At 45.4% G+C, this 17341-nt stretch carries 22 protein-coding genes; all 22 read right to left on the bottom strand.

Annotated features, from left to right (window positions below; all coding sequences use genetic code 11):
• Position 1: 1 nt before the first annotated feature.
• Entirely contained in the window at positions 2-250 is a 249-nt protein-coding gene (gene csrA, locus GXO76_05195; GenBank protein ID NOY77248.1) for a carbon storage regulator CsrA, read from the bottom strand.
• A 29-nt stretch (positions 251-279) separates the two neighbouring features.
• Positions 280-726: a flagellar assembly protein FliW gene (locus tag GXO76_05190; protein NOY77247.1), complete on the bottom strand. Its 447-nt coding sequence runs from the start codon at positions 724-726 to the stop codon at positions 280-282.
• A gap of 21 nt (positions 727-747) precedes the next feature.
• The gene (gene flgL, locus GXO76_05185) at positions 748-1650 is read right to left on the bottom strand and encodes a flagellar hook-associated protein 3 (GenBank protein NOY77246.1); all 903 of its coding nucleotides are present in this window, start codon (positions 1648-1650) and stop codon (positions 748-750) included.
• A 4-nt stretch (positions 1651-1654) separates the two neighbouring features.
• Complete coding sequence (gene flgK / locus GXO76_05180) at positions 1655-3019, bottom strand: flagellar hook-associated protein FlgK (GenBank protein NOY77245.1); 1365 nt, start codon at positions 3017-3019, stop codon at positions 1655-1657.
• A gap of 2 nt (positions 3020-3021) precedes the next feature.
• Positions 3022-3543 carry a flagellar protein FlgN gene (locus tag GXO76_05175; protein NOY77244.1) on the bottom strand — a complete coding sequence of 174 codons (522 nt, stop codon included), beginning with the start codon at positions 3541-3543 and terminating at the stop codon, positions 3022-3024.
• A gap of 19 nt (positions 3544-3562) precedes the next feature.
• Entirely contained in the window at positions 3563-4147 is a 585-nt protein-coding gene (locus GXO76_05170) for a transglycosylase SLT domain-containing protein (GenBank protein ID NOY77243.1), read from the bottom strand.
• Positions 4148-4385: 238 nt separating this feature from the next.
• Entirely contained in the window at positions 4386-5489 is a 1104-nt protein-coding gene (locus tag GXO76_05165; protein NOY77242.1) for a flagellar basal body P-ring protein FlgI, read from the bottom strand.
• Positions 5489-6061: a flagellar basal body L-ring protein FlgH gene (locus tag GXO76_05160; protein NOY77241.1), complete on the bottom strand. Its 573-nt coding sequence runs from the start codon at positions 6059-6061 to the stop codon at positions 5489-5491. The genes GXO76_05165 and GXO76_05160 overlap by 1 nt, the downstream gene beginning before the upstream one ends.
• A gap of 17 nt (positions 6062-6078) precedes the next feature.
• The gene (gene flgA, locus GXO76_05155) at positions 6079-6840 is read right to left on the bottom strand and encodes a flagellar basal body P-ring formation protein FlgA (protein ID NOY77240.1); all 762 of its coding nucleotides are present in this window, start codon (positions 6838-6840) and stop codon (positions 6079-6081) included.
• Positions 6841-6858: 18 nt separating this feature from the next.
• Entirely contained in the window at positions 6859-7647 is a 789-nt protein-coding gene (flgG, locus tag GXO76_05150) for a flagellar basal-body rod protein FlgG (GenBank protein NOY77239.1), read from the bottom strand.
• Between the two features lie 115 nt (positions 7648-7762).
• Positions 7763-8494: a flagellar basal-body rod protein FlgF gene (gene flgF, locus GXO76_05145; GenBank protein NOY77238.1), complete on the bottom strand. Its 732-nt coding sequence runs from the start codon at positions 8492-8494 to the stop codon at positions 7763-7765.
• Positions 8495-8690: 196 nt separating this feature from the next.
• Complete coding sequence (locus GXO76_05140) at positions 8691-9764, bottom strand: response regulator (protein ID NOY77237.1); 1074 nt, start codon at positions 9762-9764, stop codon at positions 8691-8693.
• The gene (locus GXO76_05135; protein ID NOY77236.1) at positions 9764-10237 is read right to left on the bottom strand and encodes a GAF domain-containing protein; all 474 of its coding nucleotides are present in this window, start codon (positions 10235-10237) and stop codon (positions 9764-9766) included. Before GXO76_05135 ends, GXO76_05140 begins: the two co-directional genes overlap by 1 nt.
• Before the next feature lie 33 nt (positions 10238-10270).
• Positions 10271-10606 (bottom strand): STAS domain-containing protein, encoded by a 336-nt coding sequence (locus GXO76_05130; protein ID NOY77235.1) that lies wholly within the window; start codon positions 10604-10606, stop codon positions 10271-10273.
• Complete coding sequence (locus GXO76_05125; protein ID NOY77234.1) at positions 10596-11057, bottom strand: ATP-binding protein; 462 nt, start codon at positions 11055-11057, stop codon at positions 10596-10598. Before GXO76_05125 ends, GXO76_05130 begins: the two co-directional genes overlap by 11 nt.
• The gene (locus tag GXO76_05120) at positions 11057-11359 is read right to left on the bottom strand and encodes a hypothetical protein (protein ID NOY77233.1); all 303 of its coding nucleotides are present in this window, start codon (positions 11357-11359) and stop codon (positions 11057-11059) included. The genes GXO76_05125 and GXO76_05120 overlap by 1 nt, the downstream gene beginning before the upstream one ends.
• Positions 11355-12644: a response regulator gene (locus GXO76_05115; GenBank protein NOY77232.1), complete on the bottom strand. Its 1290-nt coding sequence runs from the start codon at positions 12642-12644 to the stop codon at positions 11355-11357. The genes GXO76_05120 and GXO76_05115 overlap by 5 nt, the downstream gene beginning before the upstream one ends.
• Before the next feature lie 18 nt (positions 12645-12662).
• Complete coding sequence (locus GXO76_05110) at positions 12663-13481, bottom strand: response regulator (GenBank protein NOY77231.1); 819 nt, start codon at positions 13479-13481, stop codon at positions 12663-12665.
• Between the two features lie 19 nt (positions 13482-13500).
• Complete coding sequence (locus tag GXO76_05105) at positions 13501-14853, bottom strand: response regulator (protein ID NOY77230.1); 1353 nt, start codon at positions 14851-14853, stop codon at positions 13501-13503.
• 29 nt (positions 14854-14882) lie between these two features.
• Entirely contained in the window at positions 14883-15266 is a 384-nt protein-coding gene (locus GXO76_05100) for a response regulator (protein NOY77229.1), read from the bottom strand.
• 5 nt (positions 15267-15271) lie between these two features.
• Complete coding sequence (locus tag GXO76_05095) at positions 15272-15955, bottom strand: hypothetical protein (GenBank protein NOY77228.1); 684 nt, start codon at positions 15953-15955, stop codon at positions 15272-15274.
• Positions 15955-17340: a hypothetical protein gene (locus GXO76_05090; protein ID NOY77227.1), complete on the bottom strand. Its 1386-nt coding sequence runs from the start codon at positions 17338-17340 to the stop codon at positions 15955-15957. The genes GXO76_05095 and GXO76_05090 overlap by 1 nt, the downstream gene beginning before the upstream one ends.
• Position 17341: the final 1 nt, after the last annotated feature.

Genomic DNA, 17341 nt, shown 5'->3' with positions numbered 1-17341 from the left:
CCTATTTGCCTATTTTATTTTTCAAAATAATCTCTGCAAGAGAGGTGATTTTTTTGTCCTTTTTCTGAATTTTTCCGGCTTCCACATTCTCCTTGCGAATCTTTTCCAATAATTCTTTCCGGTAAACTGCAATTTCCCTGGGGGCCTCCACTCCAATTTTTACCTGTCCCCCGCGGACCTCAATAACCGTAATGACGATGGTTTCACCAATCATTAAACTTTCGCCTGACTTCCTTGTCAACACGAGCATGGCATCTTCCTTGATTTTCCAATTTCAAATTAGTCTGAAAGAATTCTGTATTTTACGGAATATCTTTCATCAACGACGACAATTTGCTTGCCGATTTTCTTGGTCAGATTAATTACAAGCGGTCCCTGCAGATTTGCTGTCGACATTTTGGGATCATCTTCAATCGTAACAATCGTGTAGAAGACCAGTTGATCCGATTTCGTAAATGCGATGTCCGTCAGATCACTATCGTACGGCTTCGGTTTGTAATCCGGACAAAACAGCAGGGGATTTATAATGACGAATCCAATATCCGGATTGTCCAGACAAATAAGCCACTGAAAGGGCTTGATATCATCCATATCGAAAATTGCAAATTGTTTGCACGACTCAAAACCCGGGATTCCTCTTGGAAACCGGATCACTTCGTCCGGGTTAATTTCGAGAACGCCCCATCGGGCCGTGTCCAAAAAATAATGGTTGGTTTTTCTTTTCACACCTAACACGTCCGTACTCTCCTATTTAAAAAAGTTTAAGGCCGCCTGCTGCAACATTTGTCCGCCCGCCTGAAGAGCCGCTTGATAGGCCAATTGTTCCTGTTGGTAATTGACGATCGCTTGCGCAATATCGGTATCCTGAAGGTCTCCCAAAAATTGGCTGAGAGAAAGATTTTCCGTCTCAATTAAATTATTCCGGTCATCCAGAGCATTTATTTTGACACCCACTTCACTCATTCTTTCGGTAATCGTATCCAATCGGGTATTCAGCTGTCCCAATACATCTGAAACTTTGTCCTTGTCACCCTCACGCAGGGCGTCCCGAAGATCGATCAGGTCCTCAAACACGGTCTGATCACCCGTAAAGAGGCCCTTATTCTCAATGTTAATTTGAATCGTTTCGCTGGCATTGACCTGCCTGTTGACCTTTCCGGAGACGTCCCCGGCCGGCTGAACCCCCACAATTTCTCCGTCCCCATCTCTTGTGACTTTAAACGGTTCCTTCCCGTAGGTACCGGCAAATAGATAGTCATCAAACGATTTCTTGTTTGATAAAGAAACCGTCTCCTCCAGAATGTGATTTACTTCAATAGCCAGCCCGTCCATATCATCCCTTGAAAGTGTGGAATTTGATCCCTGAATAGCCAAATTCCTCGCCCGCGTTATGATATTTTGAAGCGTATTCAGATTGCTCTCCGTATCATTCAGGCGGGTGATTCCGTTCTGAATGTTCTTTTGATATTGGCCGTTCATTTTCAGCCGGTGTTCGAGTTCCATTATCCTGGACGCGCTCGAGGGATCATCCGATGGTTTATTCACCCGTTTCCCGGATGAAATTTCCTCCTGCAGCCGATTCAGTTTTTCCAGATGGCTGTTCACATTCATGATAAAATTACTGGACATCATCTGATTGGTCACGCGCATCGGGCTACCTCACCATATTCAAAATCGATTGAATCATTTCGTCGGTTGTGGAAATGACCTTGCTTGCGGCTTGAAGTGAATGCTGGTATTTAATCATGTTCACCATTTCTTCCTCTATTGAAACACCCATTACCGACTGGCGCTGATTGTCAAGAGACTGAACAATCGCCCGATTCTCCGAAATAGAAAGGGCGTTTTGATCAGCCATTTCACCCACCTCGCTGATTAACTGACCGTAAAACTCCGAAAACGTTGATTCGCCGGAATTCATAACCGCCTGATCCTTTAGATGGGCCAGGGCCAGAGCCCCCGAATTATCCCCTATTGAACCATCGGACGAAACCGCGATTTGTTTAGGGTCTTTTATAAGTTCTTTGTTCAGCGCAATGGTATCTGCAGAGATTCCCGCAGGATCAAAAAAGTTCCGTCCATTGTATCCGTCCAATCCGTAGTATTTCTTGTGAAGTGTATTTACAGACGACACAAAATTCTTAGCAAAATCATTAAGCTGAGTTTTTAATTTTGAAATGACGTGATTATTAATCTCCAATAATCCCCCGATTTTTCCGCCCACGTCTTCAATATCACTTCCGTTCTTAAATTTCAGAGCGGCCTGCGCTTTTGATTGGTCTAACTCCAACAGGTTGGCTGTGACCCCGTCTACAAGAGAAACGGAACCCACATTGACGTTGGTTACACCGTTTTTCCCGTCTGTAGCGCTTACGTTAATCAGGCTTGAAAGCTCGTCAATTAATTGATCCCGCTTGTCCATAAGCGTAATATTATCAAATTTTGCCCCTGCTGTTTGTACAATCTTGTTGTTTATATCGGCAATCTGCTTCGACAGGGTATTGATCCGATTAACCGTGAGCTGGATGTCGTTTACCATTGACGCCGACAGCGATTGTAATCGGCTGGCCTTTTCGTGAAATTTGCTGACCAGTGCCTTCGACTTTTCAATAACCAACGAACGAGAGGCCATGTCTGCCGGGTGATTGGACAAATCCATCCAGCTGTTCCAGAAGTCATCCAGGGCATTTGAAAAACCATTCCCATTTAAATCATTAAAAATATATTGAATCTGGTCGAGATATTTCTCTTTGGATTCCGCATTTCCCAGAAAGGAATGTTGGTTCCAATATTGAAAATCCAGTGCACGGTCACGGAGGCGCTGTACCGTGGCCACGTCCACACCATTTCCGAGAGGACCAAAGGCGGTGTATTGGGGATAGGACGGCACAAAACTGGCTCGTTCCCGCGCATACCCGGGTGTGTTTGCATTTGTAATATTGTTGCTGGTTGTGTTGAGCCCGAATTGACTGGCAAAGATGCCTTGTTTTCCAAGAGATAAAACTCCAAATATTCCCATAATCAGGCCTTTTTATTGACTAATTTTGGCAGTGAATTCTCGTGATTTCCATCCTGCGTATAAAATCTTTCACTCCACTGGGTGAGTAACCGAATGCGGTAATTGAGCATTTCGAGGGATTTTTGAATGAGGCGCCGATTGGTTTCCCGGTAAAGATTCACTTTTGAAATGAGCAGGCGAATAGATTCTCGTTGTTGCTGCAGGTCTTCCTGCAACTCTCCAGGCGCGTCATGAAGCAGTTCGGTTAAAACCATCTCATCTGCCTCGCGTTCCGGGAAATGTCGGATTAACAGGTCCTTACGTTTTTTCTCGGTCGAGTCGGCTTCCCAGACCAAAATCTGTTGTTCTTCAAGATTTTTTATAAATACCTGCAGATCATTCTTAATTAGGGCTTCTCTTTGAATCTCGTAGTTGTTTAACAATTCTTTCAGGAGAGCATTTTCTTTCCGCAGAATGTGCAGCAATTCCCGGTAAAAAAGTGTGTCCCGGTCGCCGGAACGGATCGGCGTTGTTTTCGTTTTCATAAGGCACCTGTTAAATTCATTAACGGTTCAGTTTAAATGCCAAATAGCCTTGCATCACGCGTTTTACGTATTGTTTGGTTTCGGCAAATGGCGGAACGCCGCGATATTTTTCCACGTTACCCGGGCCGGCATTGTAGGACGCCAGCGCCAGAACCTCGTCGCCTCCGAAACGGTTAAGCAGTGACTTCAGATAGCGCGTCCCTCCAAAAATATTTTCGACCGGGTCCCAGATATTTTTCACACCCATCTCACTGGCGGTGGTGTCCATTAATTGCATAAGCCCCTTTGCCCCGCTTGGAGAAACGGCTTCCGGGTTTAGGCCCGACTCGTGGTAAATGACGGAACGAATGAGATCGGGGTCCACGCCAAATGTTTTGCCCGCTTTTTGAATGATGGGATCCAGCTTCCGAAAACGTTCCGGTACCGACAGCTTTTTGAAGTCCCGTACCTGGTGTCCTTTTGTTTGGATGGATTTCATGGTCTTGTCCGTTTTGATTTCTTCCGGATTCATGTGCAGCCTCCCGGATAATTGTTTGTAAATCATGTTTGCCAATCCCATGCTCTGGTGAGCGGAAGCCTTTTCGGAAAGGTAAGAATCAAACATCGAGGTGTAGATATCGTTGGCAACTCCCTCTTTGAATAAGCCTCCCTTTGGCACGGTCTCTCTCATGGTTTTAAGCATGTAATTCAAGAACAAGGATTCAAATTCCTTGGCAGCTTTTTTCAGCTCGGCCTGTTTCTTTTGCGGGTCGGTTTTAATCGATTGTGACAGGCTGTGTAATTTAATTGGATCGATCGTTTTCATGCATTGAATCCATTGTTTAACAAGATAAACCTGCACTTCACATAATGACCAGTTCGGCCTTAAGAGCGCCCGCTTCTTTCAGTGCCTGAAAGATGGCAATCATATCGCGGGGAGTCACCCCCAGGGCATTCAGCGCCTTGGCCAGATCCTGAATACTGGCCGTTTGGTTTACGACCGTTAATTTGGAATCCTGCACATTAACCTGCGTCTGGGTTTGCGGAACCACAACGGTTTGTCCCCTCGAAAAGGGGGCTGGCTGTGAAATAACCGGCTGGGCAGACACCTCCACACTCAGATTCCCGTGAGAAATCGCCACCTGCGAGATGGTTACATTGGCCCCTACCACAATTGTCCCCGTCCGTTCGTTGACGACTACCCGCGCAAATTCATCCGGCGTCACTTCCACTTCTTCCAATCTGGCCATGAATTGAACACGCCCCCCCTCTGTCTTCATTTGCGGGGGAATTCTGATTTTAATGTGACCCGCATCAGTTGCCTGAGCAATTTGACTTCTGAAAGCCTGATTGATTGCCTGAGCGGCGCGAAAAGCGGTTGTGAAATCGGGCTCCCGTAAAGACAGGTAAAGCACCGAATCGGGTGAAAATTGGGTACCCAGATCCTTTTGAAGAATTCCGCCTCCCGGAATCCGCCCCACCAGAGCATAATTTTGCCGGATTTTTTCCCCTCCATTGGTCTCGATATTGAACCCGCCAATTGAAATCGCTCCCTGTGCATGCCCGTAGACCTGCTGGTCGTTCCCGATAAGGGGGGTTAATAAAAGAATGCCCCCTTCCAGGCTTTTGGCGTCCCCCATCGACGACACCTGCACATCGAAGGAGTTTCCCTTTTTCAGAAACGGAGATATTTCGGCCGTAACCATCACGGCCGCCACATTTTTGACCCGCATGGGGACCGTATTCGGAAGCGTTAACCCAAAGTGTTTCACCATGTTCTTAAGTGATTGATTGGCCATTAACGAGCGCCTGGAATCGCCGCTTCCATCCAGTCCCACCACCAGCCCGTATCCAATAACCTGCTTTTTGGAGATATTTTCAATCTGGGCCATATCCTTCAGGCGCACCGCCGCAAGCGACGGCAGGGATAAAAGAATCAGAACAAGTGCCAAAAGACGCTGCATCATTAAAACACCCAATTGATTAGTTTGGTTATCCACCCGGGTTTTTGAGCGGCGTTCACCACGCCCTTCCCCTGGTAGGAAATTTGTGCATCCGCAATATTGTAGGAATATACCACATTATCCGTCGAAATATCTTCCGGACGGATCCACCCGGTCAAAACCGTAATCTGTTTATCGCCATTGATTTCAACGACTTTCTTCCCTTCGATTTTAAGGGAGCCGTTCGGTGACTGGCTGACAATTTTTGCACTCATTTTGGCCTTAAGCTGTCCCCTTTGGCTGGTTTCCCCTTTTCCGCTAAATGTGTTTCCATAGGACAGATCGGCGCCAAAAAGGGGCAGGAATTTGAGAGCCCCCGTTCCTCCGCCGGAAGTCAGACCCGATTTATTGGAATTGTCTGTTTTGGAAGAAGCGGTATTGCTGGCTGTGGAAAACTCAACAATGTAGATCGTTACAATGTCGCCCACACTGTGGGCCTTGTAATCGGCAAAAAGGGATTGCGGTTGACTGTACGCTTGTGAAAATCCCAGACCAAACAGACTGAAAAAAGCGAGGATCACCGTCATTCTGTTCATGAAACGTGTTCTCCTTTTCAAAGCAAGACCTTCACTGTTTTTTCATTAATAACCTTGGCCTGAAGGCGTTTTCCGGACGAGATATTTTTCACGTGAATGGTCTGTCCTAAACGGCCATCTTCTAACGCCTGTCCAAGCGCCGTAACCTCAACGTTCTTCAGAATAATCTTGATCTTCACGACATCACCCCGCTTGACCACCGGGGGTAATTCCACCATATTGGCAAAAATCACCTTTCCCTTCTGGATAATCTGACGCGTCCGATGCCCCACAATGGCCTCATCTCTTCGAAAAAAGTGCCGTCTAAATTGGGTGGTTTCTACACGCTGAATCTGAATATCGTCTTCGGTAATCTTCTGATGCCGGTCCAGCATGCGTTTGGCCACAACAACCTGATCAAAGGTTTTCACACGGGCAATTGTGCTGAATTCTTTGTACACGCCGCCCAGGGAATAGACCGTCACATCCAGAAGATTGCTTCCGTTTTTAATCGCCCCGTATTTTGGATCGATCTTCACATCCCAGTCGTTGCTGCGAACCATGATGTCCGTGGGAAAGTTCTGGCATTCAATGACAATATCGTCATGATTCTCCTTGTAATTTTCCAGGATGTACATCTCAATTCGATCGTGAATAATTTTGGGACTGAGGGTTACCAAATTACCACTTTTTGACAAGATAACATCGGCGTAATCCCCGTTTTCCTGTGCCCGGATATGGGTCGTACCCAATAAAATCAATCCGATTAATGCCGCCGCAAAAATGGTTCTCCTTTTCATTCCGTCACCCTTTTTCAATTATCGTTTTAAATTGTTCGCCATGGTCAGCATTTCTTCTGATGTTTTAATGGCTTTTGAATTGATTTCGTAGGCCCGCTGCGCAACGATCATATTGACCATTTCCTGAACGACGTCGACGTTGGAGGTTTCAATATATCCCTGAAGAACGCGTCCAAAGCCATCTGAATCGGGAGTGCCGTATTGGGGCGCGCCGGAGGCGCCGGTTTCTTCAAACAGGTTACGCCCAATATTTTTCAGACCGGCAGGATTTACAAATTTGGCCAATTCAATTTGACCCAGCACTTCGGGCTCCGTTTCACCAACAACCTGAGCACTAATCACCCCCTCGGAACTGATGTTGACGCCGGTTGTATTTTCAGGAAGGGATATTTCGGGATCGAGTACGTATCCATCGGACGTCACCAGCCGTCCGTCGGCCGATATCTTGAATGTGCCATCCCGTGTGTACGTGATGCGTCCGTCGGGCATCTGAACCTTGAAAAAACCCTCGCCGTCAATGGCCAAATCCAGGGGATTATCCGTGGGACTCACATCGCCCTGAGAGAATATTTTGAGTACAGACACGGGTTTTGTTCCGTGCCCGATTTGTATTTCCGATGTGGGAGCCGCGCTCCCATTGGTTGAGGCGCCCGGATTTTGAATGGTTTGATACAGCAAGTCCTGAAATTCAACCTTGCTTTTCTTGAAACCTGTTGTATTCAAATTGGCCAGGTTGTTCGAAATCACATCAACAACCATTTCCTGGGCATACATTCCCGTAGCCGCTGTTCGAAGTGAACGAATCATGTGAGAAACCTCCTATTCCGCCGTTGACGGATTTTGTGTAACGATTTTAACATTTTATGGGGTACCTTCATTTTCCGCTTTTTTTGAAAGTGGAAAATGAATTATAACGCACAAATTAATATCGAGCCGTCTGGTTAATGAGCTTTCCAAGCGTTTCGTTCTGGGCCTGAATGGCCTTCTGTCCGGCCTGGAAACTTTTGTCGATCGTAATCATCTTCACCATCTCCGAGATGGCATTTACATTGGATCCTTCCAAAAACCCCTGCTGTACGGTAAAGTGCTCCGATTCCTGTGGATGAATACTGGGCACGGTCAGTTCAAACAGACCTTCTCCCGCCTTTTTAAGCGGCAGCGGCCTGGGAAACGTTACGATGCTCAATCGATCAACCAAATTCCCGTTCTGAAAAATATCCCCGTTTTGTTTGACTTCAAAATCTCCATCAAAGAGCTGAATGGGGCCGGATTCCCCCAGGACGGGGTTTCCGCTTTTCGTTACCAATTGATTTTCTTCATTCAATGTAAAGTTTCCATCACGGGTAAAACGCACGCCGTCAGGTGTTTCAATGGAAAAAAAGCCGTCGCCATCAATGGCCAGGTCTGTTTTGACATCGGTGGGCTGAAGCTCACCCTGGGAAAAATTAATCAGGGTTTCTTCGGAATTGGACACATCGCTTTCCCCGCCGTGAAGTGAATCGAGGGAAAGCCGTTCATCCAAAAGACGCTTAAAGTGAACCGCATCCTTTTTATAACCGGTTGTATTGATATTGGCCAAATTATTTGCGGCAACCTCCTGCTCCATGTCTTGTGGCAGCATACCGGCTGCTGAAATGTAAAGTCCTCTGATCATAAAACGTTATCCTTATTCTATTGAGGTGATTGTCACCGTCCGTATCGGATTAGAGCAACAGGCGTGCCAAAATATTATTATGAGGATGGAATTATTATTTCTTGTTAATATTGAAGTTGTGATTTATGAAATTATCCAGAAAGGAAATTCGTAGGCAAGATTTTCCGTTTGGGGCCCATTATGGGGCGCTTTTTTCCTATTTCAGAGATTCCTTGAGATCGAGCATTTTGGTTTCTCCCAAATATTCTGTGCTGACAGGATCCTTGATTTTCCGCAGTTTTTGGGTAATTTCAAAAATGCGGTGGGCATTTCGTTCAATGGCTTTAAGCCGCTTAACAGAAACTGCATCCAGTTTGTCTTTGTCTTTGAGAAGGAGCTGCGCATTTCCGAGAATGGGCGCCAGAGGATTGTTTATTTCGTGATTGACTGCAACCGCTGTTTCCATAAACATGGCCGCTTTTTCTTGCTGAATAATTTTCTCCTGCAATTTTTTTAAATCCGAAATATCGGTAGCCACAATCAGGCTTCCAATTTTCTTTTGGTTTTCATTTTTCATTTGGGTAATTGTAATGTAGAACGGTACACCCTCTCCGGTTGCCGTTTTCAGCACCACTTCAACCATCTGATTCTTTTCTTTCTTTCCTTCCAACAGGTCACTCACTGACCGAAGAGAATCGTTGTGGACAAGTTGTCTGAAGTCCTTTCCCAAAACATCCTTCTCAGAAAGGCCCAAAATGCCGGAGAAACACCGTTTAAAATAGGTGATTTTGAACTCCTGGTTGACAATAAAAATAGCATCCGGAATGGATTCCACCAAATCTTCAAGAAAATCTTTTGCCTCTTTGGTGACCTTGAACAGATTCCGCTGCTGCCTGAAATCCCTGGCCTTTTGCAAAGTAGAATCAATAATTTCAACCAGTTCCCGCATGCCAAAGGGTTTGGTCAGGTAACCGTAAAGCCCCTTTTCCAAAAATTCCTGACGGCGCAGGCGATTCTCTGTCCGGGCCGTCAGCATGAGAACAGGAATGTGCTGATAGTTTGCATATTTTTCATCGGTAATGAAGGTTTCAAATACCTGTTCCCCGCTTATTTTGGGCATCATATAATCCAGAATAATAACATCAGGATTCACCTCTGTGATTTTCGTCAATCCCTCTTCGCCATTATAGGCCGAAAAAAGCTGATATCCATTCTGGCGCAAAATAATGCGCATCATCATGTGGATTTCAGGATTATCATCAATAAGCAGAATTTTCCTATTGCCCAGCATTACTCCAAAATCCTCTTCGTAAAAAATAGTTCAAAATAGGCAAGCAGTTTTTTAAGACTTCTGTCTGAATAGTGGTTGGGTCTGATGTGTCCCAGATTTACCACACCCTTCGTTTTTCCTTCCCAAATGATGGGAACGCACATAAACGATTTAATGGGATTGCTTCGAAAGCGCTGGCCGCGATGTACGTGACGCAAGACAATGGGACGTTGATATTTTGCAACCCAACCCGCCAACCCATTACCATTTTCAAACTGGATATCGTTAATCATGTTAAATCCGTGTTCGGTAATACCAACTTCCATCAATGAGCCATCTCTGTCCCGAACCCAATAGAGAGAAATCCACTGAAATCCCACCTCATTCCGAACCCCATGAACCATTTCTTCAAAAAACGACTCTGTCCAATCATCCGATTGGAGCAGGGTATTCTCATTCCAATCATACGACCAATCTTTTAATACGAGTTCCATTTGCTTTCCTCTTCCGATTACATTCAAAACCGACTAACCCAATGACAGCGCTGCTTCTTCGGTCGTTGGATAGGTTTCAAAAAACTTAATAAGCCGTGTTAACTGGAAAATGCGTTCCACATTTCCATTGAGATTGGCAATTTTTAGCATGCCGTTTTTTTTGCGAAGCTCTTTCAAACCATTCACCAAAACCCCAAGCGCCGAACTATCCATGTACGTCACCTTGCTTAAATCAATGACAACCTTTGTGTACCCCTCTCCCAAGATTTTTTCAAACGCGTTTTGTAATTCCGGTACATTTGAGACATCCAATTCTCCCTCAGGAACTAACACAACAACATCTCCCTGCCTTTGAATGTTATATTTCATTCATTTCCTCCATTCCTCGACCATGGTATTTTTTCATGATAATCTCATTTCCCTCGTTTATTTCATTGTTGTATTGAACCTCATCCATGAGTTCGTTGACCAAGAATATACCGAGTCCGCTTCCCTCCATCTCATTCAAATTCCTGGATTTAAATTGCGTCGGGTCCTTTGATTCACCGTAGTCTCTCACCCAAATGGTGATGCCCTCGGCGTCGGCTTTAATGCGTATTGTAATTTTTGATTCCGCGTCCCAGCCGTACACATGCTCCATAATATTGGCACAAACCTCATTAACCGATAAATTCATGTCGTAAATTTCCTGTGAATTAAATCCCCTATTTAAGCCAAATTCGGAAATGCAGGCCCGCACAACTCTCAATAATTCCGGACTTCCGTCAAACTCAATTTTGATGGATTGGACGCATTTCTTATCCCCACCGCCATATTTCATCAAAACTCTCCGCTCTTTTTATTCTGTTTTTGATACATCGTGTAAATAAACGTTAATATTTTTGCCACAGGTTCATAAATAGTGGCCGGTATTTCAGAGCCTATCTCCAATTGGTACAGGATTTCAAATAACATTCGGTCTTCAATCAGGGGAATTCCGTTTTTCCTTGCCTCGTCGATAATTTTTTCAGCCAGTACCCCTCTCCCCCGGGCAATTATGCGGGGAGCTTCATCTCTTTCGGGATCGTATGTTAGTGCAGCCGCACCTGTGACGGGCAAATGTTTTTCACGATCGGTATCAATTGTGGACATAAATTCCCTCAATAATCGGATCTATCCGATTGTATTGAATAATCCGATTGATGTAGGATTGTTTCAACCGCTCGCCTTTTGGTGCCAGAAGCACCCCCTTGGCCGTGTACACATCCCGCGTCAAGACCATTCCCTCACGCAAATCGGAAACATCCACCTTCATTTCGCTGGTATTTCTATCTTCTTCATCCTGATATTTCAAATACTCCAGAAAGTAGTCCACAAATTTCCCCTGGAATAAAACATTCCGGTTCCCTTTGAGGTAGGTGATGGCATCTTCTTCAAGGCTTTTTCGATAGGTTCCCCTCCTGTAAATCAGATTGTCATAAGCGTTGGGAACACTAATAATTCGTGCCCCAAAGGGAATGTTTTCTCCCTTCAGCTGATCCGGGAATCCCGTCCCGTTCAGCAGTTCGTGATGGCTTCGGACAATTTGTCCCAATCCTTCAAGTTTCTTGATCGTCATCAAAGTCGTTTGGCCGACAATGGGGTGATTCCGGTAGATCAAGAATTCATTCTTTGACATTTGAGAGGGACTTTTTTGCAAAACCGGATCCGGCACACTGATTTTTCCAATGTCATGCAATATGGCCGCCATTTCAATCTGATTCACTTCAGAATCGGACAGGCCCAGGCGCCGTGCGATAAATCTGGATGCCGTTGCCACACGTTTTGAGTGACTTCCCACATAAAAATCACGCATTTCCAACAGGCTGGAAAAGGTCTTAATGGTTTCAAAAATACTGTCTTCCAGGTCTTTATTAAGTTTTTCCAGTGTCTTATTTTTTGAAATCAATTCCTGATTCTTTTTCAGAACTTCTTCTTCCAGGTCCTCCGTTAATTTTTTGAGCATGTTATTCTGTTTAACGATCAGGTTTCTGAGACGCTTATTTTCCTGAGACAGGTCATATTTTTGCAGGGCTTCGTGAATAATTTGGCGAAACTCATCTTCTTTCCAGGGTTTTGTGATATACCGGTACACCTCTCCACTATTGATGGCCGCCATGGTGGCCTTGATATCGGCATAGCCGGTTAAGATCATACGAATGGATTCGGGGGAAATCTTTTTAACCCGTGAGAGGAATTCCGTACCGGTCATGTGCGGCATTCTCTGGTCAGAAACCACAACGGAGATATCGTTGGACCGAACCAATTCAAGTCCTTTCATCCCGCTGGTTGCCGTAAGAACGTCAATATCGTCCTTTCGGAAGATCCGCATGAGCGTGTGCAAGATATTTTCTTCATCATCAACGAATAAAATTTTATGTGAGGACATTAGCAATCTCCATATTCATTAAATCTCGAAAAACACAACCGTTGCTCCACGCGTAGCAAATTCATCCTGAACCGGACCGGCTTTTATGTGAAACGTCTTACCCAGATAGTCGTAACGACTCAATTCCGACTTTTGATTTTTGTCGATGCTTTCACCGATTGTCTGTGAAATCTCTCTCGGGAAAACATCGTCCACTTTTTTGCCAATAGGCTTGATTTCCTGCGTCTGAAGGATTTCTTCAGCTTCTTTATTTAAATAGACAATATATTTTTCCGTGGCCACGCCCATAACGGCCGTGGGGAGATTGTCCAATATTTGATGGGATAACTCAAGCGCCTGATTCTTAATCAGAATTTCACGCGTACGCTCTTCCACGATATCTTCCAACTGGCGATTCATGCTTTTCAATTCCAGGAGCTGTTCTTCAATCTTTTTGTTTAACTTTCGGTTTCTCTGCACCAATTCCCAGTGCTGAAGCGCCAGGTTTACTTCCTGCCGCAATTCAATTTCATTCCAGGGCTTGGTTAAGAGACGATAGATCCCGCCTTTGTTTACCGCCTTTGTCACCATTTCGATAGAGGCGTAGCCGCTCAGCAGGATACGAATGGCATCCGGCTGTATTTTCCTGGCCTGGGTAAAAAACTCCACACCATTCATTTCAGGCATCCGGAAATCCGCAATAATCAAGTGGACGGCCAGATTATTCAGTATTTTCAGCCCTTCACGGCCGGACGAGGCTACAAAAACATTAAACATTTCCTTCCGAAAACTTCTTTGAAGCGCCCGAAGGACATTTTCCTCGTCATCTACACACAAAACATTGTATTTTTTTTGCATGGTTCATACCATTTCTGTTCTATTTTTTTAACATTTGTTCCGCTTCTTCTTTTTCAGGCACGGCCTCAATGGGCAATTCAATTGTAAACCGCGTACCCTTGCCTACCTTGCTCTCGACACGGATTTCCCCGTTGTGTTTTTTAATGATATTGTAGGCGGTGCTCAATCCCAACCCTGTGCCTTTACCCACTTCTTTGGTCGTAAAAAAGGGATCAAAAATCCGATGCAGATTTTTTTTCGGAATCCCACAGCCATTGTCGGTAATTTGGACATAAATCCGATTCTTTTTGGCAAATGTCTTTATTTTGATCAGCCCGTTCTTTTCAATCGCCTGGGCCGCATTCACAAGCAAATTCATAAAAACCTGATTGAGCTGCATGGGATAACAGCGGACCTCAGGAATGTCCCCATATTCCTTAATAACCTTTGCCTTGTACTTGATTTCATTCCAGACAATATTTAGCGTGCTTTCCAGCCCCTGATTCAGGTTGAAATATTTTACTTCCGCCTGATCAATGTGTGAAAAATCCTTCAAATCCTGAACAATTACCTTAACGCGCTCGGCCCCATCCAAAGATTCCCGAACAATCTTTTCAAAATCATCCATTATAAAATCAAGGTCTATTTCTTTTTCCGCCTTCTCCAACTCCTTGAATGCGGACAGAACGGTTTCCATTCGTCCGGTTTGAACGGCCTTTTTCAATGCCCTGTACCTTTGAAAAAAGGAAAGCAGGTCTGCAATGTAGTCCTGCAAAACCGAGAGATTGGAATAAATAAATCCGATAGGATTGTTGATTTCGTGCGCCACTCCCGCAGCCAACTGACCAATTGAGGCCATCTTTTCGTGTTGAAGCAGCTGGGATTGCGCCTCCTTGATTTCACGATTGGCTTTTTGCAGGTACTGCGTGGTTTGTTGAAGCTGGGTATTCAACTGGGTCAGACGCTGGTTGCTTTCCTTTAATTCGCGCTGCAAGTCCCGGATTCTCATGCTGGCCCGAACCTTGGCCAGGAGTTCGTCGTTGTTCACCGGCTTGCTGAGGAAATCATCCGCCCCAATATCCAACAGCCTGATTTTCTCCGAGATCTCCGATTTCGAGGTCAATACCAGAAAATAGACGTCCTTAGTTTTGGGATTTGCTTTAACCGCCTTGCAAAACTCGATCCCATTCATTTCCGGCATCATGACATCGGAAATAATGAGGTCAGGCGTTTTCTTTTCCAGAATAGCCAGCCCTTCTTTCCCATTGTTCCCTGTCAATACCTGGTATCCTTGTTTTTTCAATACCAAATGGATAAAATTCAGAAAGAATTTATCATCATCAACGATTAGAATGGTATTTTCACGCAATGGACTTTTGGGAACCTGCTCCATTTTTTTCTCCAAAATAAGTGGCCCAAAATTCACCGGTTTACAGAAGCCGTGCCCAAAAGACTTTGAATTTCTCGTTTCAAATTCATAATGTCCCATGGTTTCGGAATAAATTTATCAATAAAACGTGTGTGGTCTTCTTTTTGACTGTTCAGGGGGTCATAATATCCGGTGGTTAACACCGCTTTCACACCAGGCTGTTTCTCCTTCGCCTTTTTCAAAACTTCAAGGCCTGAAATATCCGGCAATTTCAGATCGCAAAGAATAAGATCAATGAAGGACTCCTGGACGAGTTTGATCGCTTTTCCTCCGGTACCCGCCGTCATAATTTCAAATGAGGAACGCTCAAAAATATCCTGCAATATTTCCAGAATTTCCGGTTCATCATCGACAAACATCAACCGCTTTTTTTTCATAGACACTACACCCTCACATTCAGTGATTTTTCAGAAGTCAGTTCCGTTGCGGAGTGAAATAAATCCCGATATTTTCGATACATCACCTGTACAAAAACCGATTCGTCTTCCGGTTTCGAAAGCCAATCCGCTAAAAGAGATAAATGGCTGTTCATCCTCTTTGAAAATTCCGGATCGGTTGAAAATATCTTAAAATTGCGGCTGTTTTTTGAGCGATAAGCCTTCAGTACCACAAAGTCAGAATCCCCGATCTCCAAAAGCAATTGAAAACTAAGTGCCTGCCCCTGATCCTCTGTAAAATCGTTTTCTTCCTTTTTGTAATCATAAATCTCCAGGAACCCGTCCCTTCCCAAAAACTCCTTGGGTACCGGAAGCCTGGCATAATGAACATTGGGTAACGGAATGTTCTGTCCTTCTTTTACCGGTTTTCCGTTAACCTCCAAAAGTTTGAGTTCGATCCGTTTCCGATTTCTTTGCACTTTTACCGTAACCCTGTCCCCAACCTGCAGGGGAACGGTAGCCTCCGCAATCAGGCTCAGCCCTTTGGCCCGAAAGATAAACAGACGGCCCTGCAACTGTTGGATGATTCGGCCGCGCACCACCTGCTCCGGCCTGAACCTATTCTGAATGCGGGAAAAGGAAATGAAATCCAGATTCAGATTCGCTTTTGCCAAGATCTGTGACAGCATTAACGATCCTCAGCAAAGGTTAAACGCATCCCGCTTTTCTGTGCCATCTCAATGGTTTCACCGGCCAGATTCATAATGAGCTGCAATTCCCCCTTTCCCATGCCCAGTTTTTGGGCAATTTCATCGTACGTATATCCCCTGGAAGCAAAACGCTTCGTCTTTTTGACAATTTCATTTTCCGAATAGTGGTTCCGAATGAGGGGTTCATCCGAAGGGACAGGACCTTTTTTGGGTCGCGGCGGCGGGGAAACCGCCGGATTTTTTAACACGGAATCCGTTTCCACCATGGCCTTATTTTTTTCGGCCTCAAATTGACGAAGCAAATGCTGCTGGCGCACCTGAAAGGTCTCCAGATTTTTCTCGAAGGGTTCCGCCGCCTGCACCAATTTTCTGCGTGTAACCCGCCTGTTCCAGAGCCACAAAAAGGGCAAAGAGACCAACAAAACCAGAATCGTCAGAAATAAAATCAACTGGATGCTTCCGGAAGAGGCATTTCCTTCCAGTGAATTTTCAGACCGTAGGGTAACCCCCCCGGCTGTTTTGACGGGCGGATTCGTGGAAATCCTTTGGGCGGTTGATCTTTTTATGACTACCGCCGCCGCTTTCAGAGAGTCCGGGCTGGCCGCGGCAGCATTTTCCGCCCGGGACACCTCCTCTTTTGCTGCCACCCGGGAAGGGGATTTGGCAGCAGAAGCGCTGTTTGCGTCCCGGAATATATTGGCCGGTCGTTTGATACCGGATGGTTTCGCCTGCTTGGCCTGAATGAAGGCCAGTAATTGTCCGCTTTCACGCGCAAAAGAGGGCGCGTGCCGTGCCTGTTCAAGATTAAATCGGGCCGCCTTCCAGTCACCCAACGCAAACCGCGCTTTGCCTGCCCAGAAATAGGCGGCTGCATCGCCGGGACGGTAGCGAAGTGCGCGTCGCAAATGGATCAATGCCGCCTGGTATTTTTTCTTTTTGACCAGAGTGACCCCCTTACGGAAATTGTCCAGATAGGCCGTTTGCGGCGATCGTTTCAGAATCCGGAAACGCAGGCGGTGTCTGCCCTCTACTACCCGAATTTTGGATGCGGAAATCCCCTTAAAGAGAATGAAAATTGTTCCATCGCTCAATTGTGCCACATTGGGCCGCAAAAAACACCGCTTCACAATGTTCACAAACCGCTCTTCCGAATCCGGCATAAATTCGGTATGCACCAATTGAATCAGAATAGACTGCGTCCGGGGGAATACCTTCTTCACGGCGTGCACGGTGGAGGTGGTTGTAAAATCCAAAATGTCCTCCGTTTCGCCAGACACATATTTAACATTGGTGATGAGTGTCAACTGTGCGAAACTGCTCTTTGCCGAAAAACAAAGCAACGAGAGAAGTAATATCCATGCCATT

The sequence above is a fragment of the Calditrichota bacterium genome, from assembly GCA_013151735.1.
In the GTDB taxonomy this organism is placed as follows: Bacteria; Zhuqueibacterota; JdFR-76; order JdFR-76; family BMS3Abin05; genus BMS3Abin05.
Note: the sequence above shows the minus strand (reverse complement) of the source record. Positions and strands in the feature narration are given on the sequence as shown.